A 22918-nucleotide genomic window follows, 5' to 3' on the forward strand; every position below is an offset into this window, starting at 1 on the left:
AAACGACTTCAGGAACTAGGAGAGAAATTGCTCGACGCAACGACGTTCGATGAGCTTCGTATCGGCCTGGCCACGGCCGAGGACATCCGCAAGTGGTCCTACGGCGAGGTCAAGAAGCCCGAGACGATCAACTACCGCACGCTCAAGCCGGAGAAGGACGGCCTCTTCGGCGAGCAGATCTTCGGCCCGAGCCGCGACTGGGAGTGCGCCTGCGGCAAGTACAAGCGCGTGCGCTTCAAGGGCATCGTGTGCGAGCGGTGCGGCGTGGAGGTCACCAAGTCCTCCGTCCGCCGCGAGCGGATGGGCCACATCGAGCTCGCCGCCCCCGTCACGCACATCTGGTACTTCAAGGGCGTGCCCAGCCGCCTCGGCTACCTGCTCGACATGGCGCCGAAGGACCTCGAGAAGGTCATCTACTTCGCCGCCTACATGGTGATCGAGGTGGACGAGGAGGGTCGCCACGCCGACCTGCCCGGCCTCGAGAACGAGCTCCGGCTCGAGATCGAGACCATCGGCAAGCAGCGCGACGCCCGCATCGCCGACCTCATGAAGCGCAAGGAGGACGAGCTCGCCTCGCTCGAGGCCGAGGGCGCCAAGAGCGACGTGCGCAAGCGCGCCGAGGCCGCCGCCGACAAGGAGATGGCCGGCGTCCGCAAGTCGGGCGACGAGCAGATCGCGCACCTCGAGCGCGTGTGGGAGGACTTCCGCACCCTCAAGGTCGGCGAGCTCAAGCCCGAGGACTCGGTCTTCCAGGAGCTGCAGGACCGCTTCGGCATGTACTTCAGCGCCTACATGGGCGCCGAGGCCATCAAGAAGCGCCTGCTCGCCTTCGACCTCGCGGCCGAGGCCGACGACCTGCACCTGCAGATCGCCGAGGGCAAGGGCCAGAAGAAGATCCGCGCCATCAAGCGGCTCAAGGTCGTCAACTCGTTCCTGCAGACCGGCGCCTCGCCGGCTGCGATGGTCCTCGACGTCGTCCCGGTGATCCCGCCGGAGCTGCGCCCGATGGTCCAGCTCGACGGTGGCCGCTTCGCGACCTCCGACCTGAACGACCTCTACCGTCGCGTGATCAACCGCAACAACCGCCTCCGTCGCCTGCTCGACCTCGGCGCGCCCGAGATCATCGTGAACAACGAGAAGCGCATGCTGCAGGAGGCCGTCGACGCGCTGTTCGACAACGGCCGTCGCGGTCGCCCCGTCACGGGCACCGGCAACCGCGCCCTCAAGTCCCTGAGCGACATGCTCAAGGGCAAGCAGGGTCGCTTCCGCCAGAACCTGCTCGGCAAGCGCGTCGACTACTCGGGCCGTTCGGTCATCGTCGTCGGCCCGCAGCTCAAGCTCCACCAGTGCGGCCTGCCCAAGCAGATGGCGCTCGAGCTCTTCAAGCCGTTCGTCATCAAGCGCCTGATCGACCTGAGCCACGCCCAGAACATCAAGGCGGCCAAGCGCATGGTCGAGCGTTCGCGCCCGCAGGTGTGGGACGTGCTCGAGGAGATCATCCGCGAGCGCCCCGTGCTGCTGAACCGTGCGCCCACCCTGCACCGCCTCGGCATCCAGGCCTTCGAGCCGCAGCTCGTCGAGGGCAAGGCCATCCAGCTCCACCCGCTCGTCTGCGCCGCGTTCAACGCGGACTTCGACGGCGACCAGATGGCCGTGCACCTGCCCCTGTCGGTCGAGGCTCAGGCCGAGGCCCGCGTGCTGATGCTCGCGTCGAACAACATCCTGAAGCCGTCGGACGGCCGTCCGGTGACCCTGCCCTCGCAGGACATGATCATCGGCCTGCACCACCTGACGACCGAGAAGGCCGGCGGCGCCGGCGAGGGCCGCGCGTTCTCGTCGGTCTCCGAGGCGATCCTGGCGTTCGATCAGAACCGCCCGGGCTCGCACGTGCTCGACCTCGGCTCCAAGGTGCGCATCCGCCTCGAGGGCCTGCACTTCGCCGAGGGCGAGGAGCCGGAGGGCTTCGAGGCCGGCAAGCCGTTCCTGTACGAGACGACCCTCGGTCGCGCCATCTTCAACGAGGCGCTCCCGGTGGACTACCCGTACTTCAACGAGCAGGCCGGCAAGGGCCAGATCTCGCAGATCGTCAACGACCTCGCCGAGCGGTACCCGAAGACCGAGGTCGCCGCGACCCTCGACCGCATCAAGGACGCCGGCTTCCGCTGGGCGACCCGGTCGGGTGTCACGGTCGCGCTCTCCGACATCGTCGAGCTCCCGCAGAAGCGCGAGATCGTGTCGAAGTACGAGAAGCTCGCCGCGAAGGTGCAGTCGCAGTTCGAGAAGGGTCTGACGACCGACCTCGAGCGTCGCCAGGAGCTCATCCAGATCTGGACGAAGGCCACCGACGAGGTCGCCAAGTCCATGCAGGAGGAGTTCGCGAACAGCCCCGAGAACACCATCAACCGCATGGTCACCTCGGGCGCCCGTGGTAACTGGCTGCAGGTGCGCAACATCGCCGGCATGCGAGGCCTGGTGAACAACCCGAAGGGTGAGATCATCCCTCGCCCGATCATCTCCTCGTACCGCGAGGGCCTGTCGGTGGCGGAGTACTTCATCGCCACGCACGGTGCCCGCAAGGGCCTCGCCGACACCGCGCTCCGTACGGCGGACTCGGGCTACCTGACCCGTCGTCTGGTCGACGTCTCGCAGGATGTCATCATCCGCGAGGGCGACTGCGGCACGGTCAAGGGCCTCAAGCTGCCGATCGCGGCGTGGGATGCCTCGGGCGAGCTCGTCCGCGACCCCAACGTCGAGAACTCGGTCTTCGCCCGCACGCTCGCGGCCGACGCCGTGAACGAGCAGGGCGAGGTCGTGGCCGAGGCCGGCTCCGACGTCGGCGACGTGCTCATCGACAAGCTGGTCGCGGCCGGCGTCGAGGAGATCACGGTCCGCTCGGTGCTGACCTGCGAGTCGGCGGTCGGCGTCTGCGCCGCCTGCTACGGCCGTTCGCTCGCGACCGGCAAGCTCGTGGACCTCGGCGAGGCGGTCGGCATCATCGCCGCCCAGTCCATCGGCGAGCCCGGCACCCAGCTGACGATGCGTACCTTCCACACGGGTGGTTCGGCATCGGCGGACGACATCACGCAGGGTCTGCCCCGCGTGCAGGAGCTGTTCGAGGCGCGTACCCCGAAGGGCGCCTCGCCGATCGTGGAGGCCGCCGGCCGCATCACGATCGACGAGACCGACCGCCAGCGCAAGGTCATCCTCACGCCCGACAACGGCGACGAGCCGATCGCCTACAACGTGCTGCGTCGTTCGACGCTGCTCGTCGAGGACGGCCAGCACGTCGAGCTCGGCCAGCAGCTGATCGTCGGCACGGTCGACCCGAAGGAGGTCCTCCGGGTCAAGGGCGTGCGCGAGGTGCAGAAGCACCTGGTCAACGGCGTGCAGGACGTGTACCGGTCGCAGGGCGTGCCGATCCACGACAAGCACATCGAGGTCATCGTCCGTCAGATGCTCCGCAAGGTCACCGTCGTCGACCACGGCGACACCGACCTGCTGCCGGGTGAGCTCGTCGACCGCTCGCGGTACAACGAGATCAACCGCACCGCGCTGACCGAGGGTCGCAAGACCGCCTCGGCCCGCCAGGAGGTCATGGGTATCACCAAGGCCTCGCTCGCGACCGAGTCGTGGCTGTCGGCCGCCTCCTTCCAGGAGACGACCCGCGTGCTCACCGAGGCCGCGATGCAGGGCAAGAGCGACCCGCTGCTCGGCCTCAAGGAGAACGTGATCATCGGAAAGCTGATCCCGGCCGGCACCGGCCTGGCGAAGTACCGGAACGTCGCGGTCGAGGCCACGGAGGAGGCGAAGGCGGAGCGGTACCCGAACCGCATCTTCGCCGACGACGCGACCTTCAGCGAGGGCGACCTCAGCTTCGTCGACTTCGACTCGTTCTCGAGCGACGACTTCACGCCCGGCAACTACAGCTGAGCCTGATGCCCCTCGGGACGCGCGCAGCGTGACCATTCCGGTGGTCGAGTAGCGCGAAGCGCGTATCGAGACCCAGGGCCCCGCATCCACCAGGATGCGGGGCCCTTCGTCGTCTCCGGGCGGGCGATCGGGCTGTCGCCCCACGCCGGTCGCGCTCCACGGCGGTGCGGGTGCGCGTTGCTAGCATGGGCCGACCGACCGCGGGTGCGTGGCGCCCAGAAGGAGCGCGATGATGAGCAACACGACGAGCGGGTCCGACGGCGACCGGCGCGACGAGGATGTTCCCGGCGCCGACGTCGACCCGTCGGCGGCGCGCGAGCCCGAGCAGCCGGCCGTCGAGTCCGAGCACGAGGCGACGCCCGAGCCGGTCGTCGGGGAGCCCGCAGCCGTCGAGCAGCCGGCGGTCGTCGAGGAACCCGTGACCGTCGACGAGCCCGTCGCCGAGGAGCACGTCGACGACTACGTCCCCGGAGCGCCCTACGGCGACGAGCCGGCGGCCGCAGCGGATGCCTCGCCCGAGGCCGCCGCCTCGCCGGCGCCCCCCGCCTCGCCCGAGGCATCCGGTGCTCCCGAGGCATCCGTTCCGCCGGCAGGCGAGCCCGTCGCGGTGGGCGACGACGAGGCCGAGCGGGCCGCCGAGCAGGCGCGCACGGCCGAGCTCGACGCGGCCGTCGCCCGCGCCTCGGTGGCCTACCCCGACCCGATCGACGAGACCCACGAGCCCCCGTCCGAGCCGGTCGCGGCCGACTCGGTGCGCCGGGAGACGTACGTTCCGCCGGCGGCCGGTGCCGCCGCGGTGGGCGCGGCGACGCTCGCCCCGCCGCCTGCCGCCCCGGTGCCGCCGCAGACCGTCTACGTGCAGGCGCCCGCGGCGCCCAAGTCGAAGGGGAACCGCGGGTTCGGCGTGCTCGTCGCGCTCATCGGCACCGTGGTGTTCGCCGCGCTCTACGCGGGCGTGGCCTACCTGCTCCTGCTCGGCAACGCCGGGTCCGATGCGGCGTCCACGGGGATCGAGCAGTTCCTCGTGCGCGCGGTGTTCTGGCTGCCGATCCTGGGCTTCTTCATCGGCTTCGCGCTGCTGGCGGCCATCGTGAACCGCAACGGGTACTGGGCGTACGCGGTCTTCGCCATCGTGGTCGCCGCGATCACGTACTTCGCGTACATCGCGGGCGCGCTCCTCACCGTGCAGGCGTGGACGCTCACCTTCGACCAGGCGCAGGAGTTCATCGCGTCGCGCTGGCTCGACCCGTTCGCGGTGACCGGTGCGGCGATCGCGAGCCAGGTGCCGATCTGGCTGGGCGGATGGATCGCCGCGCGCGGCCGTCAGGTGACGGCACGCAACCGCGAGGCGTTGGAGGCGTACGACCGCGAGCTCGCCGCCGGGCCCAAGCCGTACGCCGGCTGAGCCCCGCCACGGCGCTCAGGCGTCGTCGACGTACGCGCTGCCCTGCGGCACCACCCGCGCGGCACCGGCCGTGAGCTCCGCCACCCGCGCGGTGAACGCGTCGACCCCGGCGGGCGCCACCGCCACGTCGAGGCGCATGTCGGCCCCGTACTCGACGTGCACCGGCACGTGGCCGAGGCGGCGCAGCTCGGCCTCGAGGGCGGGCCCGCGGTCGTAGTCGGCGGTGATCGCCACGGTCGTGCGGAGGCTCCGCACGACCCTCGTCGCGGCCGCCGCGGACTCCTGCACCGCCGCCGTGTACGCCCGGACGAGGCCGCCCGTGCCGAGCAGCACCCCGCCGAAGTACCGCGTCACGACCGCGACGACGTCGCTCAGCCCCTCGCCGCGGAGCGCCTCCAGCATCGGCAACCCGGCGGTGCCGCTCGGCTCGCCGTCGTCGCTCGACCGGGCGAGCTCGCCGCGCGGCCCGATCAGGAACGCGGTGCAGTGGTGCCGCGCGCGGGTGTGCGCCGCGCGCACCCGCGCGATCGCAGCGCGGGCCGCGTCCTCCGAGTCGACGCGGTCGAGTACGCAGATGAAGCGGGAGCGTTCGATCTCGAGCTCCGTCTCGACGGGCCCGGCGACGGTGGTGTAGCTGCCGGATGCCTCGCCCATCGGTCCATTCTCGCCGAGGGCGACGGCGGCCGGGGTCAGCGGGCCGGGCAGGCCAGCGCGTCGATCGCGCCCTGGTCGGCCGTCGCGCCCCAGTCGGCGAAGGCGAACGAGCCGCCGCCCGAGGCATCCGACGCCGTGAAGGAGCGGGGGAGCGGCGGGCCGAATCGCTCCACCGTCAGCACTCCGAGCGGCGTGTCGTCGGTGCCGACGACGACGTCGAGGGTGTCGCCGGCGTCGCCGTCGGCGGGTTCCGCGACCGAGAGCACGGTGCCGCCGTCGCCCTCCACGAGCGTGCGCACGAGGTCGACCGGGGAGAGCAGCGGAGACCACCGCTCGAGCACCTGCTCGGTGCCGACGCTGCACACGACCGTGTCGGCGAGCTCGGGCGCGCCGAGCGACGCGGCGTACGCGCCGTTGCCGAGCACCCGCGCGACCCCGTCGGATGCCGCGATCCGCGCCGACACGTCGCCGCCGCCCACCGTCGCCGTGAAGCGCTCGGCCCGGCCGGTGTAGTCGAGGCTGAGCGTCCGTCCGCGGAACGGGTCCTCCTGCGGGTCCTCCGGCTGCACGAGCTCGGTCACCGAACCGGTCACGTGCGCGGAGCCGGCATCGCGTGCCGCGTCGAGCACGGCGTCGGCGATGGCGTCGCCGGAGAGGAGCCAGAGCCCGTTGCCGCTCGCCGGGTCGAAGCCCTCGAGGTCGACGCCGGCCGGCGGTGACGGCGCCGGGGCCGCGGCCGAACAGCCGGTGAGGCCGAGCAGCGCGACGGCGACCGCCACGGCCGCGCGACGGCGCGCGCCGCGGTGCATCAGGACGCCGCGTCGGCGACGCACGCGGCGGCGCCGCCCTGCGCCTCGAGGTCGTCGGCGTCGAGCACCACGTCGGCGTCGACCCCGCCAGGGCGGACGACGAAGCACGTGCTCTCGTCGGAGTACCCGAGCGCGGTCGGCACCCAGGCCTCGGTGCCGGAGACGAGCTGGGTGAGATCGGTCGCGGTGCCGTCCGCGGCGACGGCGTAGAGCGCGTATTCCGCGTCGGGGCCGCTCCAGTCGAGGTGCAGGTTGCCGCCCTCGACCGTGGCATGGAGGCCGCTCACGCGGACGGCGCTGTCGGTGACGGCGGCCACGACGAACCAGGCGACGGCGGCGCCGAGCGCGAGCACCGTGAGGATCATCGAGACGATGAACGCGGGATGCCGCCACCAGCGCCGTTCGCGGGCCGGCGCGTCGGCCAGCTCGGGCAGGACCGCGGCTCCGCCGCCGAGCGACCTGGAGCCGGCGTGCGCGCCGAGCGACGGCTGGCCGGGCGAGCGCCCGACGTACGCGTTCGCGGCCGGCATCGGGCGGTCGGTCATCGGTCGGGCTCCCAGGGGTCATGGGTCGGGCCTGCCGACCGCGTACCATGCTATATCGGCGTCCGGGCGGGTCCGGGGCGACCTCGAGAGGAGCACGGTGAGGCGGCTGATCCGGCGCGGGGCGACGATGCTCGCGCTGTCCGCCGCGCTCGCCGCCGGCCTCGGCATCGCCACAGTCGGCGTCCCGGCGATCGCGGCCGGCGATGCCGGAGGCGCGGTTCCGCCGCAGGCCGCGGCGACCGACATCGCCATCCCGTACCTCGGTACCGAGGAGATCAAGCCCGCGCCGCCCTGGCGGGTCGCCGACTGCGCGGCGGTGCTGGCGCAGGGGGCACCCGTCGTCGGGTGCGAGCCGGACCGGATCGCGCTCGCCGCGCCCGACTTCGATCCCGACGCGGGCGTGCGGCAGGTGCAGGTGCCCCTCACCGACGGCACCGTCTCGATGACCGTCGCCTACCGGGTCACGCTGGCACCGCCGGCCGCGCCGCTGCTCCGCCCGGTGCAGGCGGCCCGCCCCGTCGCATCCGGTTCGCTGCTGCGCGTGCCGATCGCCGACCTCGGCATCTCGTGCACCGCGTGCACGGCGGCGTCGCTCGAGGTGCTCGGCGTCGAGCCGTCGGCCGCGGGCAGCGCGTGGGCGACGCCGACGCACGTCGTCTTCCGCTCGGCCGAGGGCTTCACCGGGCCCGTCGAGGTGCACGTCCGCGTCGCCGACGACCACGGCACGCCGTCGGCCGACGCCACCGTCTACGCGGGCGTGACCGACCCGAGCGACCGACCGCTCCTCGGACTCGACCGCTTCGTGCCGCTCTCGGCCGACGGCACCGCCGAGGTGGACCTCGCCGAGCTGGCGATCGCCCTCGGCGGCGGCGACCTCGTCGTCGTCGGCTGCGGCGCCGCGATGCACGGGCAGGTCGCCTGCGACGCGGACGGCCGCGCCCGCTACACCGGCGTGGGGCAGGTCGACCAGTTCTCGGTCCAGCTCGCCGCGGACGGCGCGCAGGCCACGGCGTCGGTCACGCTCGTGCCGGACGGCACCGGCCTGCCCGCCACGGGGCTGGTGCCCGCCGCGCCACCCGTCGGCGAGGCCGCCGAGACCGGGCGGGTTCGGCTGGCCCTCGTGCCACCCGTGCCCGTCGACCACGACGACGCCGTCACCGGCATCTTCACCCCGTTCGTCGCCGCGCTCGATCGCGTGGGCGCCCGATGACCAGCCGCGAAAGGCAGCACGCATGAGCCTCCGACTCACGATCGACGGCCGCTCCGGGGCGGACTCGCCGGGCACCTGGATCCTCGACGTCGACGAGGCGACCACCGTGGGCGAGGTCGCCGAGACCCTCGGCGTCGACCCCGCGTCGCTCGCCGCGGGCGCGTCGCCGCAGGCGTCGCTGGCCGAGTCGGGCGTGCACTCCGGTGTCGTGCTGCCTCCGGTGCCCGACGGCGGGCTCGCACCCGGCACCCTCCGACTCGAGCTCGTCGGCGGACCGTTCGCGGGGGAGACGGTGCCGATCGCGCGCGGCGGATCGGTCTCCGTCGGGAGCGGGGCATCCGCCACCCTGTCGATCGCCGACCCCGCGCTCCGCGACGTGCACGCCGTCGTCACCGTCGCACCGACCGGCCAGGGCGCCGACGGGCGCCCGGCACCGCTCACCGCGGTCGTCGTACCGGCCGCCGGCGCCGACGCGTGGGTGAACGGCGAGCGCATCGAGGGCGAGGCGTCCGTGGCTCCGGCCGACCTCGTGCAGCTCGGCTCGAGCGTGCTGCGGCTCGGCGTCGCGCCGGCGGCGGACGCCGACCTCACGCCGGACGCCCTGGGCGACCGCGGCTTCAACCGACCCTCGCGCATCCGTGCGGCGGCCGTGCAACCGGTCGTCTCGCTGCCGGGCGACAAGCCCGACGACTCCGACCAGTCGCCGATGCCGTGGCTGTCGGCGATCATGCCGATCGTGCTCGGCGTGACCATGGCCGTGCTGTTCGCCCGGCCGATCATGCTCATCATGGCGGCGGCCAGCCCGATCATGGTGTTCGGCTCGTTCCTCACCCAGCGCCGACTCGCGAAGAAGAAGGGGCTGAAGACCGAGCAGCAGTGGATCGACGAGGTCCACGACGCCGGCGACCGCATCGCCGACCTCGCCAGGCGCCAGCGCATCGCCGCCTGGTACCGGCTGCCCGACCCGGTCGTCGTGTTCGACATCGCGACCAGGCCGCTGTCCCGGCTCTGGGAGCGGCGGCGCACCGACGCCGACGCGCTCGCCGTGCGGGTCGGCGTCGCCGAGGTGACGCTCGACGTGCGCTTCGAGGGCGGCGGGAAGGATCGCAACCAGCCGCGCAAGGTCGGGATCGCCCCGGCTCCGGTCGCGCCCGACCTGCGCGAGGGCGTGCTCGGCATCGCCGGACCGGCGGACGCGACCCGCAGCGTCGCCCGCGCGATCGTCGCCGGGTACGCGACGCTCCGATCGCCGCGCGACGCCGAGCTCGTCGTCATCTGCCCGGACGACGCGGAGGAGGCGTGGGCGTGGACGCAGTGGCTGCCGCACGCGCAGCCCGGCCGGTCGCTCCCCGCCGCCGTCGGCAACACCGACGACACGCGTCGCGAGCGGCTGCGCGAGCTCACCGTCGAGCTCGAGCAGCGCATCCGCAGCGCGGGGCAGCGCGGCGGCGAGGTGCCGAACGACGTCCTCGTCGTCGTCGACGGCGCGCGCAGGTACCGCATGCTGCCCGGCATGGTGCCGCTGCTCGAGCACGGCGCCGCGCACGGCATCCACGTCGTCGCCCTCGACGCCGACCGCTCGCGGCTGCCCGAGGAGGCGAAGAGCGTCGTCGCGATCGACCCCGCCGACCCGGCCGTCGCCCGCGTGGAGACCGGCTCCGACTACCACCCGATCGTGCTGCTCGACGGCCTGTCGGTCCCGCGCTGCGAGGCGATCGCCCGAAGCCTCTGCTCGATCCGGCACAACAGCGGCGTCGGCGACGACGCCGTGCTGCCCACCGCGGTGCGCTACGCCGAACTGCTCGAGGTCGACCTCGACGACGCCGAGCCGCTCGTGCGGCGGTGGTCGACGCAGCCGCGGAACACGTTCGTCGTGGTCGGCGCGAACGGCGACGGCGAGTTCGCCATCGACATCTCCCGCGACGGCCCGCACGCCCTCGTGGCGGGCACCACCGGTTCCGGCAAGTCCGAGTTCCTCCAGGCCCTCGTCGTCAGCCTGGCCATGGCGAACCGTCCGGACGCGCTGAACTTCGTGCTCGTCGACTACAAGGGCGGGTCGGCGTTCGCCGACTGCGAGCGACTGCCGCACACGGTCGGCATGGTGACGAACCTGGACGCGCGGGAGACCGAGCGCGCGCTGGCATCGCTCGACGCGGAGCTGAAGCGCCGCGAGAAGGTGCTCCGCGACCTCAACGCCAAGGACGTCGACGCCGCCTGGGCGAAGGACGCCGAGGCCGCCGCCCGGCGCGGGCTCGCCCGGCTCATGATCGTCATCGACGAGTTCGCCGAGCTCAAGACCGAGCTGCCCGAGTTCATCGACGGCCTCGTGCGCATCGCCCGCGTCGGCCGCTCGCTCGGCGTGAACCTGGTGCTCGCGACCCAGCGCCCCGCCGGCGTCGTCACGCCCGAGATGCAGTCGAACATCAACCTCCGCGTGGCCCTCCGGGTGACCGACCGGTCCGACTCGAACGACATCCTCGGCTCCGCCGAGGCGGCGTTCATCAGCCCGACGACGCCGGGACGCGGCTACGTGCGTTCGGGGCCGTCGGCCGCGCCGGTCGCGTTCCAGACGGCACGCGTCGCGGGCATCCGCCCCGGCGTGCAGCGCGCCGTGAAGGTGCTGCCGCCGAAGGCGGAACTCGACTGGGAGCGGCTCGGCTACCCCGTGCGGTACCCCCGGCCCGCCGCGGCCGCGGCCCAGGAGACCGACCACGACGACACCGACCTGCGCGCCCTCGTCAACCTCGTCACCGCCGCGACGCAGCAGCTCGGCATCCCCAAGAACCCGTCGCCGTGGCTGATGCCGCTGCCGACGGTGCTGCCGCTCGAGAAGTTCCAGGACCAGCCCATCCCCGACGGGTCGATCGTGCTCGGCCTCGAGGACGTCCCGGGCGAGCAGTCGCAGCGGAGCCTCACCTGGGACGTGCGCACCGGCTCTCACGTGCTGTTCGTGGGCGGCTCGATGTCGGGCCGCACGACGGCGCTGCGCACCATGCTCGCCCAGCTCGTGCAGCTGTTCTCGCCGGCCGACCTCCACCTGTACGTCACCGACTTCGGCAACGGCGCCCTGCTGCCGCTCGTCGACGCGCCGCACACCGGCGCGGTCGTCACCCAGCTCGACTCCGACCGGCTGCCCCGGCTCATGCAGCGCCTGCTCGAGGAACTCGGCCGCCGGCAGGCCGTGCTGTCGGCCGCGGGCGTGGGCCACATCTCCGAGCAGCGCGCGGCGGCCGCCGAGGCCGACCGGCTGCCGTTCGCCCTGGTCGTCGTCGACGGGTGGGAGCGGATGCTCTCGACGATGAACCCCGACCAGCTCGTCACGTTCCGCGACCAGTTCATGCGCCTGCTGCGCGAGGGCCCCGCCGTCGGCGTGCGCGTGCTCATGACCGGCGACCGCGCGATCGGCGGCGACAAGGTGTCGTCGTTCATCGACGAGCAGTACGCCCTGCCGCTGCGCGACATCAACGACTACCGCGCGCTCGGCATCATGGCGCGGGACATCCCCCTCGACCTGCCGCCGGGCCGCGCGCTGATCGGCGCCGCCGGCGCCGAGGTGCAGCTCGCGGTGCTCGTGCGCGACACGAGCGGCGAGGCGCAGACCGCGGCCCTCCGACGCATGGTCGAGCAGGTCAGCGAGTACTTCGACCAGTACCCGCAGCTCGCCGACCTGCCGCGCCCGTTCCGCGTCGACCCGCTGCCCGGGCACTTCGCCCTGACCGCGGCGTACGAGCTCCCGCTCGGCGACTCCGGCCCGGCCGACGGCCCGGTCGTGGCGGTCGGCGGCGACCTGCTGTCGCGGTTCACGGTCGACTGGCCGGCCGAGGGTGGCATGCTCGTCACGGGCGGCCGCAAGTCGGGACGGTCGTCGGCGCTCGCCGCGATCACGCACCAGCTGGCCTGGCGCCGCACCCCGCTCCTCGTGGTGTCGCCGAAGGAGTCGATCCTCACCGAGGTCGCAGCCGGGCACGGGATCCGCGTGCTGTCGGCGGCCGACACGACGCCGCCCGAGCTCGAGGCGGCGCTCGAGGGCCTCGGCGACCGGGTCACGATCGTGGTCGACGACGCCGAGCAGTTGAAGAACGCCCCGATCGAGCACGCCCTCACGGGGATCAAGCAGCGCGCCGTCTTCCTCGTCGCGGCGGAGTCGGAGTCGCTCTCGGGGCTCTTCGGCGGACCGGTCGTCGAGGCGAAGCGGTCGCGGCGCGCACTCGTGCTGCGCCCGGAGTCGGCCATCATGGGCACGCAGGCGATCGGCTCGCCGATCCCGAAGTTCATGCTCGGTCGCGGCACGCCCGGCTCGGCGGTCTTCACGACCGCGGGCGGATGGCTCCCCGTGCGCGTCCCCGACATCCGGCAGTGACCCGCCGAACGTAGACTGACCCGGGCGACCGCGCCCGCGACCGAAGGGAAGACCGTGGCCTCTGCCCACTGCGTCTACTGCGATGCGACGCTGCAGCCGAACAGCATGTACTGCATGCAGTGCGGGCAGCTCATCCCGCAGGAGGCCGCGCCGTCGCAGCGCCCGCCCGTGCCGGCCCAGTTCGCGGCCCCCGCGCCGGCGGCCGCGCCCGCACCGGCCGCGATGCAGCAGGCCGGCCAGGCGCCGGGCGGGCCGGTGCCCGTCGCCCGCCCGGTGGAGCCGGTGCCGCTGCCGCGCACGCTGCCCTGGCAGCAGCCCGGCCGGGTCGAGCCGCCGCCCTCGGTCGTCGCCCGGCCCGCCGCCCCGCAGCCGGTCGAGCGGGTCGAGCTCGTGTTCTCGACCGGGCAGCGCGTCGTCGTCGAGGGCACCGCCGTCATCGGCCGGAAGCCCGCCGACACGGCGCTCGCGATGGGCGCCCGCGCGGTCGAGGTGGAGGACGACACCCGTTCGGTCTCCCGCGTCCACCTGTTCCTGCAGGTCGTCGACGGCGCGGTGCTGGTCGGTGACGCGGGGTCGGCGAACGGCTCCCGGTTGGAGCGCGCCGGCCGCCAGGTGCCGCTCGAGGCGGCGGGCACCCGCGTGCCCGCGCTGCCGGGCGATGTGGTCTGGCTGGGCGACCTGAGCTTCGCGATCCGGTCGGCCTAGCCCGGGCGGCGTTCCCGGCGCGAGGCATCCGAGGGCGGGTATTCCACACGGGGAGTTCTCCCCATCGGCCCAGAGGGGCCGGACGGGGTAACGTGAACCCGGCGCCGATCGGAGGACTTCCTCCGGCGGTCGCGCTGACCACGCACCCAACGGAGGAAACCATGGCGGATATCCGCGTCTCGTCTGACTCGCTCGCCGGCGTCGCCGGCCAGCTCTCGAGCGGCTCGCAGTCGATCGAGTCCCAGCTCGCCAACCTCAAGTCGCTCGTCGAGGGCCTCGTCTCCGGCGACTGGTCGGGCGCCGCCTCGCAGAGCTTCAACGAGCTGTACTCGCAGTGGGACCAGGCCGGTCTCCAGCTCAAGGAGTCCCTCCAGGGCATCAGCGACCTGCTGAACCAGGCCGCCCTGTCCTACGAGGACAGCGAGAACGCGATCGCCGGCACCTTCAACGGCTGATCCTCCCCGAGCTCCACCCCGGGTGCCGGCGGCCACTGACCGCCGGCACCCGTTCCGACTGGCAACGAGCGAGAGGGCCGACATGGTCTCCTTCCGGGTACGCGCCGACCGGCTCAGCGAGGTCGCCTCGCTGATCGGCACGGTGGTGGCGACGTTCGACTCGAACCTCGCCCAGGTCGACCGCGCGGTCGGCCGTACGGTCAACGCGACCTGGGTCGGCGAGGACGCCGACAGGTTCGCCGAGAACTGGGCGACCTTCGAGACCATCGCCGCGAACGTGCGGCTCGCCCTCACACAGTTGCAGCACGGGCTCATCGCCGCCGACGGCACGTACTCCACGACCGAGGCCGGCATCGGCAAGGGCTTCAACCAGGGCAGCCAGGGGCTCGTCTCGGTCCGCAGCAGCACGGGCGGCCTCGGCCGTCGCGTCGCCGCGGGCGAGGAGCGCGCCGAGGACATGGCCGAGTACTTCGGGCGCGACTACGCCGGCGACGACGAGGTCGAGCGGTTCGGTGGCGGCGCGCTCGGCTACCGCAGCGCGACCGGCCAGGCGACCGGCGGCGGCTCGGGCGACACCGACGGCGACGGCGACGACGACGCGATCGGCACCGGCCCGTACCTGTCGGAGGAGCACCGGGCGCAGGCGGCGGCCGCGGCGGAGGCCTCGGGCGCCGGGTTCACGGCGGAGACGCAGGGCGCGCCCCAGGGCGGCGCGCACACCAAGAAGGGCGACGCGGATGTCTGAGCAGCAGGCCGATACGAACGAGCTGCGCCAGCTCGCACAGACGATGAACGAGCTCGTCTCGTACTGCTCCGCCCTCAAGGAGGGCTCGAGCGGCTTCGCCTACATGCTGCCCGCCGAGTGGCAGGGCCCGGCCATGCAGGCCTTCCTCGGCTCCTTCGCGGCCTGGGCCGCGGGCGCCGCCGCACTCCAGAGCGTCGCCGAGAGCCTGCACGACCAGGTGCAGGTCTCGCACGACGCGTACGCCAAGGCGATCGAGGAGCTCGACTCCTCGTGGGCCAAGATCGAATCGAACCTCGGGTAAAGGGCTCATGTCGCAGGTCAAGTTGGATCCGGCCCGTCTCGTCCAGGACGGGGACCACCTCTACAGCATCGCCCAGCGCGTCGACAGTGCGGTCTCCACGCTCACGTCCCGGCTCTCGGGTTCGGGCGGCATGGCGGGCGACGACGACTCCGCCGAGGAGTTCTGCCAGGGCGGCGAGGGCTACGACGCCATCTCCGGGCCGACGGTCGATGCCGTCCGCTCGCTCGGGAACGGGCTGCGCCTGCTCGACGCGGCGCTCTCGAACACGGCCCGCGCCTACGACGGTGCGCAGAAGCCCGGCGCCGGCCTCGACGCGGCGACCGCGCGACCCGCGAGCGCGACGCCCTTCATCGACCACTCGACCACGCGCATGCCGAGCGCGCTCGGCCCCGGCTGGCCCGGGCCGCTCGGCGAGTTCCAGGAGTTCCTCGAGTGGGGCCTGCACCAGCTCGGCGTGGTCATCCCGACCGGCGACGAGGGCAAGCTCCAGTCGGCCGCCGACGCGTGGGGCGACTTCGCCCAGAGCCTGCGCTCGGCGCAGAGCCAGACCGCGGCCAGCATGACGGCCGTGAGCGCGATGACGCTGCCGCAGAAGTCCACGATGCTCAGCTGCCGCAACGGCCTCTCGACCAGCCTCGAGCGCCTCAGCGAGAGCGCCGACGCGATGAAGACGTGGATCAGCGACTTCCGCACCCAACTCCGCCAGACGCGCGAGGAGCTCGGCTGGTTCCTCAAGCAGATGGCGATCGAGCTCGCCGCCGACCTCGCGATCGGCGGCCTGCTCAGCATCGTGACCGCCGGCATCGGCGCGCTCGCGACCGCGGCCAAGGCGACCTCGACCGTCATGCGCTGGTGCATCAAGATCGCGCAGCTCATCCAGAAGCTCAAGACCTTCCTCCAGGGCCTCCGCGGCATCTCCGGCGTGCTGGTCCGCGGCGCGCTGCACGCCGCGAAGGAGGGCGTGCAGGCCGGCCTCGCCAGCGCGATCGCGACGGTCGCGGTCAACAAGGCGCGCGAGAACGAGAAGGGGTACACCCCGCAGGACGTGGGCGTGGCCTTCGTCTCGGCGTTCGCCGGCGGCGCGGCCGCGGCGCCCGTCTCCCGGGTGCTCGGCGGCACCGGCGGTGCGGGGCTCAAGAACGTGCTGCGGGAGACCGCCGGCGAGACGGTCGGCGGCGCCGTCGACGGACTCGCGGGCGCCCTCGCGGAGACCGGCATGACCGGCCAGGACTTCAACCCGATCTCGAGCATGGCGTTCGGCGCGCTGCTCGGCGGCGGCCTGACCCTCGCCGGCCACGGCGTGAAGGGCGTGCTGCCCGGGAACGGCCACGGCGGTTCCTCTGCGGGCGCCGGCACGGGCGCGACGCGCCCCGACGGCGTGCAAGCGCCGACGCCCGCTGCGGCGGGCACGGGCGGCTCGGGTTCGTCGGCGGGCCAGGGCGGCGGCGCGCACGCCGCGCCCGACGGGTCCTCGATCCCGGCGGCCGTGGGCACGGGTGCGGCCGCAGCGGTCGGCACCGGTGGGGGCGCGGTCGCGGTGACCGTGGACGCGCCCACCGGCGGCGGTTCGAGCGCCGCGGGCGCGGCCTCCTCGAGCGGCGGCGTCGCGATCGACCTGGGCGGCAGCGCGGCGGATGCCCCGTCCGGTCACGGCGGCGTGGACGTCTCCTCGTCCTCGCAGGGTGCGCCCGACGTCCCGTCGTCGCACGGCGGCGCGGATGCCTCGTCGTCGTCGCCGGCCGGTACCGATGTCTCCTCGACTCCCGGCAGCCCCGACGTCTCGTCGTCGCAGGGCGCACCGGACGCGTCCTCGTCGCAGGGTGCTCCCGACGCGCCGGCCTCCCACGGCGGTGCCGACGCCCCGTCGACCCCGGCGGCTCCCGATGCCTCCTCGACCCCCGCCGCGCCGAGTGCGCCGGAGGCCGGTTCCTCGCCGAGCGCGCCGGACGCCTCCACGCCGACCCACGCGCCCGATGGCACCTCGACCCCGGCCGCACCGGCGTCGCCGACGACCGCCGACGCGCCGCAGGGGTCCTCGCCGGCGGCCACTACGCCGTCCGGCCCCGAGGCATCCTCGTCGCCCGCCGCTCCGACCACGTCGGCGACCGACGCCGGCGTCCCCGCCGGTGCCGGTGCGGCCGGCGGTGCGGCGCACGCGTCCGGCCCGCAGGGTCCGGCGTCGACGACCCCTGCCGCGCCGACCGTGCACGAGGCCGGCGCGCCGGCGGTCGACGCGGCGAGCCCGCCGTCCGCGACCGACGCCGCTCCGACCCAGGACGCGCCCCTCCAGCACAGCGCGCCGGCGCACGCCGACACCGCCGGTGCGGCCGGTTCGGCCGACGGTGCGACGAACGCCGACGGGGTGACCTCGACCTCGGGGGCCGACGCCGAGGCGAACGACGGCACCCTGCCGGAGCTCGCTCCCGAGCACGTCGCCGCCGTGGGCGGGGGAGCCGCCGCGGCCGCGGTCGCCGGGGCCGGGCTGCTCGGCAAGCCGTCGTTCCTGACGACCCACATCGGCGGTGGCAGCAGCGCGCCGAAGGCGCCGACGGCGCCGGGTGCGGGCAACGGGTCGGGTTCGCCGGCCACGCCCACGGCTCCCGCCGCACCGGCGGCTCCCGCTGCGCCGGCCGGCACCGACGGCACGACCCCGGCCGGCCAGGCCGGTGGAGCCGACGGATCCTCCACGCCCGCCACGCCCACGGCCGACTCCTCCCCGGCGCACCCGGGGAACGCCGACGCCGGCGCCGACGGCCCCACCTCCGGTGCCGACGCCGACGGCACCGGCACCGGCACGCCCGAGGCATCCACCCCGGAGCCCGCGCCGCACGCGACCAGCGAGCGGACCCTCGCCGACATGGACGCGGCCCGCGGGGAGATCAACCCGAACTTCGACCCGTCCGACCCGGCGAACGGCTACGCCACGAACTGCGGCAACACGACCGCGAACTACTTCGACTACCTGAACGGCGACCCGGTCTCGGAGGCGGGCACCGGCACGCTCGGCGTCGCCGAGATGGAGGCCCGCACCGGCTACCCGCAGACCACCGCGACGCCGGCGCAGATCGACGCGACCCTGCGCTCGCTCGGCGAGGGCTCGCACTGCGTGGTCGGGCTCGACCGCGCGCAGCTCATCGACGGCGAATGGCAGGCCGTCGACGGCCACTGGATGACGGCGTACTTCGACGGCGACACCGTGTGGGCGATCGACGCGCAGAGCGATACCCGCACCCCCTGGCCGCCGAACGAGCCGAACGCCGTGCACTGGGACGCATCCTTCCACCCGGAGCACGTCGTGAACCCCGACGGGTCGCACGTCTACGACGTTCCCGACGCGACCACGCCCGACGCGGGCACGCCCGACTCCGGCACGCCCGACGCGAACACCCCCGACTCGACGAGCCCCGACGCGACGAGCCCCGACGCGACCGACGCCGGCGGTGCCGGGTCGACCGACACCGCGACGCACGGATCCGACGACCAGTCCGGCTCGCCGTCCGAAGCGGACGCCGACCGCGGCGCCCGGTTCCCGAGCCAGGCCACCGTCGCGCCCGACCACGCGTCCGACGGCTCCCAGGGCGCGGGAACGACGTTCAACGGCTACCAGATCCCCGAGCTCACGCCGGAGATCCGGGCCGACCTCGAGGCGCTCGCCGCGCAGCCCGACTCGCCGATCGTCCGCAACGAGGACGGCTCGTTCACGCTGCGCGAGACCATCGAGGTCGACGCCTTCAACATGGGCAACGACGCGCACGACTGGGCCGAGTTCCAGCGCCAGGTCGGCCTGCAGCAGCAGGGCATCAACGAGTTGTCGATCCGCGAGTGGCAGCACAACGTGTCGTTCTACGAGCAGCACAACCGGGTCGCCCACGCCGAGCAGAAGGCCGCGAACAAGGCGCTCGCGAACGCCGGCGTCCCGATGTCGGGCCAGGCCGTGCTGCACGGTCCCGACCAGGTCGGCGGCGGCCGCCCCGACCGCTTCGACGGCGCGGGCAACCTCGGCATCAACAGCTCCCTCGGCTCGCAGTGGCAGCACCGCATCGACGACCTGCGCCTCGACGTCGCCGACGCGGTCCGCGACATCGACCCGAAGCTGCACGCCCACATCAAGCTGAACGTCGAGCTGGGCGCGGCGAACGTCCGCGACGGCGGCCCGGATGCCACGCAGGCGACGTTGACCTCCGCGCAGCCGGTCACCGGCCCGGCGCCGGCTTCGCCGGCCGGCCCCGCCACGGCCGCTCCGGCCGCCACCTCGGCCGACGCGAGCGCCCCGACCGCGGACGCCTCGGCGCCGGCCCGCACCGGCGCCGGGTCGACGCCCGCGCACGGCCTGCCCGCGACGAGCCGCACCGGCGCGTCGAGCCCGGGCGGTGCGGCAGCGCACGGGGCGGTCCAGCTCGGCGACGGCTCGACGCATGCGCCGCAGTACCACCCGACGTCCCTGTCCGGGGCCGACGGCGTCCAGTTCCGCGATGTCCTCGATCCGCTTGCGGCGAGCCACGGCTACACGCCGGCGGCATTCGACGCCCTCGTCGACACGCCGATCGCCGACCTCTCCCGGGCCGAGCTCGACACCGTGATCGACGTCCGGGATCGTGTCCCCTCGCCGTCCACCGCGCGGCTCCTGCAGAAGACGGTCCTCCCGACCGAGGCCGCCGATATCGTGGCCTCCGCCACCGGCGGGTCTCCCACCGGCACTCCGCTCCAGAACGTCGGCGGCTTCGTGGCTCGGCCTGCCGACACCGCGGGACTGACCACCGCCGAGATCAACGACACGCTCGGCCTCGACTACCCGACCAGCCCGTTCCCGGCCACGGTCGCGTCCGGTGGTGCATTCTTCGACATCGTGTACGAGGCGCCCGGCACTCCGACCCCCGACGTCGCCGACAGCGTCGCGAAGTTCGTGTTCGACGAGATGCCCGATTCCTACTGGCAGCTCCCCGTGGTCGATCGCCCGGCCGCCGTGCAGGCGCACTGGGACTCGCTGGATGCCGCCGCGCAGCGCGCACTGGAGGTACGGTACCCGTCGCTCGGGTACCAGCTGCCCAAGGCGCTGGATCCCGCCAACCCGTTCCGCGGCAATGGGTTCTCGGGTGTCCGGAGTTCCTTCCTGCCGGAGGCGGCGTACGGGTACCCCGCCCGTGCCGACCTGCCCGACGGTGCGGAACTCTGGCGGACCCTGCCCAACGGCGATCGCGAGTTCGTCGGCGTGTTCCGCCGTCCCCACGCCGGCACTCCGGGTGCGTGGCAGGTCGCGACGGGGCCGGGACGGCCGTGAGTGACGCGTGGTCGGTGTCCCGGCATGGCGTCGCGACGTTCCGGCAGCGGCGGGTGACCGTCCGCGTCGATGAGGTCGGCACGACCCCGCCGGGGACCATCCGGATCGTCGACGAGGTCGACCGCCTGACCGGCCTCGACGTCGTTCCGAACGACCCGACCTACGGGTTCTCGCGGGAGCCATGGGCGGTCGCGACGGTCCCGGTCGACGAGCTCGAGGATCTCGTCGTCATCGAGGATCGCGCGTGCGAGACCGCAGCGATCGCGCCGGATGACGCCGGCGCCTTCGCCGTCATCGACGGCGTGCCGCGACGGCTCGTCAACACCTCGGGTTTCCTGCGCGACGGACAGCCCATGCTCCAGCTGGTCGAAGCAGGACCGAGCTCCCCTGCAGCCGGATTCGATTGGGTGCGGACCGGGGACTCCTGGGTCGCGGCCGTCGAGCGATCCGTCGTCGAGACGATCGAGATCCGGAGGATCCGCGCGATCTGGCGCGGAGTCGAAGTGCGCGCCGATCGCGTCTCGGGCGGCTCCGCGTTGGTGTCCTCTCGCACGAGCCGGCCGCCGGCCCCGGCCGCACGGCTCGCCCACGGCGACTACGCCGAGATCCGTTCGTTCGGCGATTGGTCCGCCGACGTGGAGGTCGCGGATCTCGAGGGGCTGGTCCGGGAGGTCCGGGCGATGCCGCCCTCGCCCGCAGCCTTCCCGTGGCCGGTGGGGCAGCTGGGCGGCCGCTTCGTTCAGATGGCCGTCGCCGAGATCGACCCCTGGGAGGCGCCGGCGCTGGCCGTCGTCGTCGACGGGGAACTCCCGGGCCCGGGCATGACCGCGTACTCCGCTCGTCGCGAACGGCCCGGAGCGCCGCTGTGGCGTCGGTTCCTCCCGGCCTCGGAGCTGGGTTCGATCAGCCGGGTGACCACCGAGGCGAGCGTCGCGGGAGTCTGGGTCGAGGTGAGCGCCGTGGACGCCGAGACCTGGCGCACGTTCGATGTGGTCGGGGCCGAGATCCCGTTCGGTACGATCGAGCAGTTCCGCTATCGCGAGACGCCGATCGAGGCGGACGCGTTGCCGCAGCTGGCGACCCGTCGCTCCTACGTCGACGCGCTCTGAAACCACACGGACCCGATCGGAAGACATTCGACATGGCGCTCATGCAGAAGGCTGTGACCCCTGCCGTCACGGCCGCCATCCTCGGCCACGGGCACGACCGGGTCGCCGGATACGTCGTCCGGAGTGAAGACGCCGAGTCGACGACGCCGGGGAGCTCTTCCGGCTGCACGCGCTCGGCTACGAGGGCACGCCGTTCGAGGAGCGCGGACCCATCGACGTGCTCGTCTTCGATCCGGCACCGACCATGCGATTCGAGGATGCGATCGGCGGGACGACCCGGGAGGACCTCCGGCGCACCGGCGGCCCGTTCCTCGACCGCGCTCCGTTCACGGGAACCGGGTTCGCGCCCGCCGGCACGGCCGTTCCGGTCTGGTGGCTCGCGCCGACGCGGGTGCCCGCGGGAGCGAGGCTGGTCCGCTTCGCCGACGGTCTGCCGCCGCAGCGACTCGCCGACTACGTCGACGTGGCGACGGGATGGGTCGTCGCGGGCGGTGACGGACGGCGGCGCCCTGCCCAGCCGTCCCCGCTCGTCGGCGGATATGCGACGATCGCGGGCGAGCATCGGCTCGCGGACGTCGTCGGGGATCGGGTCGCGGTCTGGGAACCGGCGACCGGGGAACGCCGCGAGGTCGCCCTCGCCGACGTCGACGGCATCTTCGAGCTCGAGGTGCTCGGCTCCTGGAACGGGCTGGACGTACGTCTGGTGGCCCGCTGGGAGCACGATGGCGTGCCCATGAGCCGGATCGCCTACCTCGGCCACGATTCCGACCTGGCGGAGGGCCTCGGGCTCGTGAAGATCGAGGCGGGTGTCTACGAGGCGAGCGTGCCGGACGCGCAGATCGACGCGGTGCGCACGGTCGTTTCCCTGGTCGACGACGGACGCTGACGGGCCGCCGACGAAGGAGCGAGCGCTCCGGCGCGGTGCATGAGAGCGCCACGCCGAGCTTCGCCGCCGGCCGCGCCGGATAGCCTGTCAGCACGTCCCCGGAAGGAACACGATGCTCGATCACCCCACGCAGCGCTTCGTCGAACAGGTCGCGGGCCTCGAGCCGGGCTCGCTCGCGATGGCGTTCGACCGGTCGGTCGCGCTTCGCCGGGCGGGGGGCAAGGAGGCGAGCCGCGCGACCCGTCCGTCGGCGTCGGAGAATTCCGAGCTCGAGCACCTCGTGCGCGAGTCGCTGCTGCCGCGCGCCGATGAGCTCAACGGCGCCCGCGAAGGCCTGCACGCCGACGCCAAGAGCGCCGCGGTGATCGCGGCACGAGCCGTGCTGAAGCGCGACCAGCTCACGCAGGCGCAGTACGACGTCCTGGTGCTGCCCTTCGTGGAGGCCGGCATCGACGTGCCGTCCCACGACTGAGCGGCGCGGCCGGGCGTGCCCATCCACATGGGCACCCCTCCCCATTCCTGCGGC

Annotated in this window: 15 protein-coding genes; 12 read left to right on the plus strand and 3 right to left on the minus strand. The window is 73.6% G+C overall.

All coding sequences use genetic code 11. From position 1 onward, the window contains the following. The first annotated feature begins 27 nt into the window (after positions 1-27). On the plus strand, positions 28-3930 hold the full coding sequence (gene rpoC / locus ACGGZK_RS08290) for a DNA-directed RNA polymerase subunit beta' (RefSeq protein ID WP_395245793.1): 3903 nt from the start codon (positions 28-30) through the stop codon (positions 3928-3930). Positions 3931-4162: 232 nt separating this feature from the next. Further along, positions 4163-5335 (plus strand): hypothetical protein, encoded by a 1173-nt coding sequence (locus ACGGZK_RS08295; protein ID WP_395245794.1) that lies wholly within the window; start codon positions 4163-4165, stop codon positions 5333-5335. A gap of 15 nt (positions 5336-5350) precedes the next feature. Here ACGGZK_RS08295 and ACGGZK_RS08300 read toward each other — a convergent pair whose 3' ends face one another. The 3 genes from ACGGZK_RS08300 to ACGGZK_RS08310 are packed head-to-tail and all read right to left on the minus strand — an operon-like array spanning position 5351 to position 7343. Then, the gene (locus ACGGZK_RS08300) at positions 5351-5989 is read right to left on the minus strand and encodes a YigZ family protein (protein WP_395245795.1); all 639 of its coding nucleotides are present in this window, start codon (positions 5987-5989) and stop codon (positions 5351-5353) included. Between the two features lie 35 nt (positions 5990-6024). After that, complete coding sequence (locus ACGGZK_RS08305) at positions 6025-6798, minus strand: hypothetical protein (protein ID WP_395245796.1); 774 nt, start codon at positions 6796-6798, stop codon at positions 6025-6027. Continuing rightward, a complete protein-coding gene (locus tag ACGGZK_RS08310) occupies positions 6798-7343 on the minus strand; it encodes a hypothetical protein (RefSeq protein WP_395245797.1) in 546 nt (181 codons plus the stop codon). The genes ACGGZK_RS08305 and ACGGZK_RS08310 overlap by 1 nt, the downstream gene beginning before the upstream one ends. 97 nt (positions 7344-7440) lie before the next feature. On the opposite strand from ACGGZK_RS08310, the gene ACGGZK_RS08315 reads away from it, so the two are divergent. The 10 genes from ACGGZK_RS08315 to ACGGZK_RS08360 all read left to right on the plus strand — a co-directional run bounded on the left by ACGGZK_RS08315 (position 7441) and on the right by ACGGZK_RS08360 (position 22864). Continuing rightward, positions 7441-8553: a hypothetical protein gene (locus ACGGZK_RS08315; RefSeq protein WP_395245798.1), complete on the plus strand. Its 1113-nt coding sequence runs from the start codon at positions 7441-7443 to the stop codon at positions 8551-8553. 22 nt (positions 8554-8575) lie between these two features. After that, a complete protein-coding gene (locus tag ACGGZK_RS08320) occupies positions 8576-12913 on the plus strand; it encodes an FtsK/SpoIIIE domain-containing protein (protein ID WP_395245799.1) in 4338 nt (1445 codons plus the stop codon). A gap of 54 nt (positions 12914-12967) precedes the next feature. Continuing rightward, a complete protein-coding gene (locus ACGGZK_RS08325; protein ID WP_395245800.1) occupies positions 12968-13618 on the plus strand; it encodes an FHA domain-containing protein in 651 nt (216 codons plus the stop codon). A 161-nt stretch (positions 13619-13779) separates the two neighbouring features. Then, on the plus strand, positions 13780-14073 hold the full coding sequence (locus tag ACGGZK_RS08330) for a WXG100 family type VII secretion target (RefSeq protein ID WP_121477603.1): 294 nt from the start codon (positions 13780-13782) through the stop codon (positions 14071-14073). An 82-nt stretch (positions 14074-14155) separates the two neighbouring features. Beyond that, positions 14156-14818: a WXG100 family type VII secretion target gene (locus tag ACGGZK_RS08335; RefSeq protein WP_395245801.1), complete on the plus strand. Its 663-nt coding sequence runs from the start codon at positions 14156-14158 to the stop codon at positions 14816-14818. Next, the gene (locus tag ACGGZK_RS08340) at positions 14811-15119 is read left to right on the plus strand and encodes a WXG100 family type VII secretion target (RefSeq protein ID WP_395245802.1); all 309 of its coding nucleotides are present in this window, start codon (positions 14811-14813) and stop codon (positions 15117-15119) included. The genes ACGGZK_RS08335 and ACGGZK_RS08340 overlap by 8 nt, the downstream gene beginning before the upstream one ends. A 7-nt stretch (positions 15120-15126) precedes the next feature. Further along, the gene (locus tag ACGGZK_RS08345) at positions 15127-20397 is read left to right on the plus strand and encodes a polymorphic toxin type 15 domain-containing protein (RefSeq protein WP_395245803.1); all 5271 of its coding nucleotides are present in this window, start codon (positions 15127-15129) and stop codon (positions 20395-20397) included. A gap of 14 nt (positions 20398-20411) precedes the next feature. Next, complete coding sequence (locus ACGGZK_RS08350; RefSeq protein ID WP_395245804.1) at positions 20412-21506, plus strand: hypothetical protein; 1095 nt, start codon at positions 20412-20414, stop codon at positions 21504-21506. 244 nt (positions 21507-21750) lie between these two features. Continuing rightward, positions 21751-22392 (plus strand): hypothetical protein, encoded by a 642-nt coding sequence (locus ACGGZK_RS08355; RefSeq protein ID WP_395245805.1) that lies wholly within the window; start codon positions 21751-21753, stop codon positions 22390-22392. 112 nt (positions 22393-22504) lie between these two features. Beyond that, positions 22505-22864 (plus strand): hypothetical protein, encoded by a 360-nt coding sequence (locus tag ACGGZK_RS08360; protein WP_395245806.1) that lies wholly within the window; start codon positions 22505-22507, stop codon positions 22862-22864. The last annotated feature ends 54 nt before the right edge of the window (positions 22865-22918 follow it).

The sequence above is a fragment of the Agromyces sp. MMS24-K17 genome, assembly GCF_043950245.1.
Lineage (GTDB): Bacteria > Actinomycetota > Actinomycetes > Actinomycetales > Microbacteriaceae > Agromyces.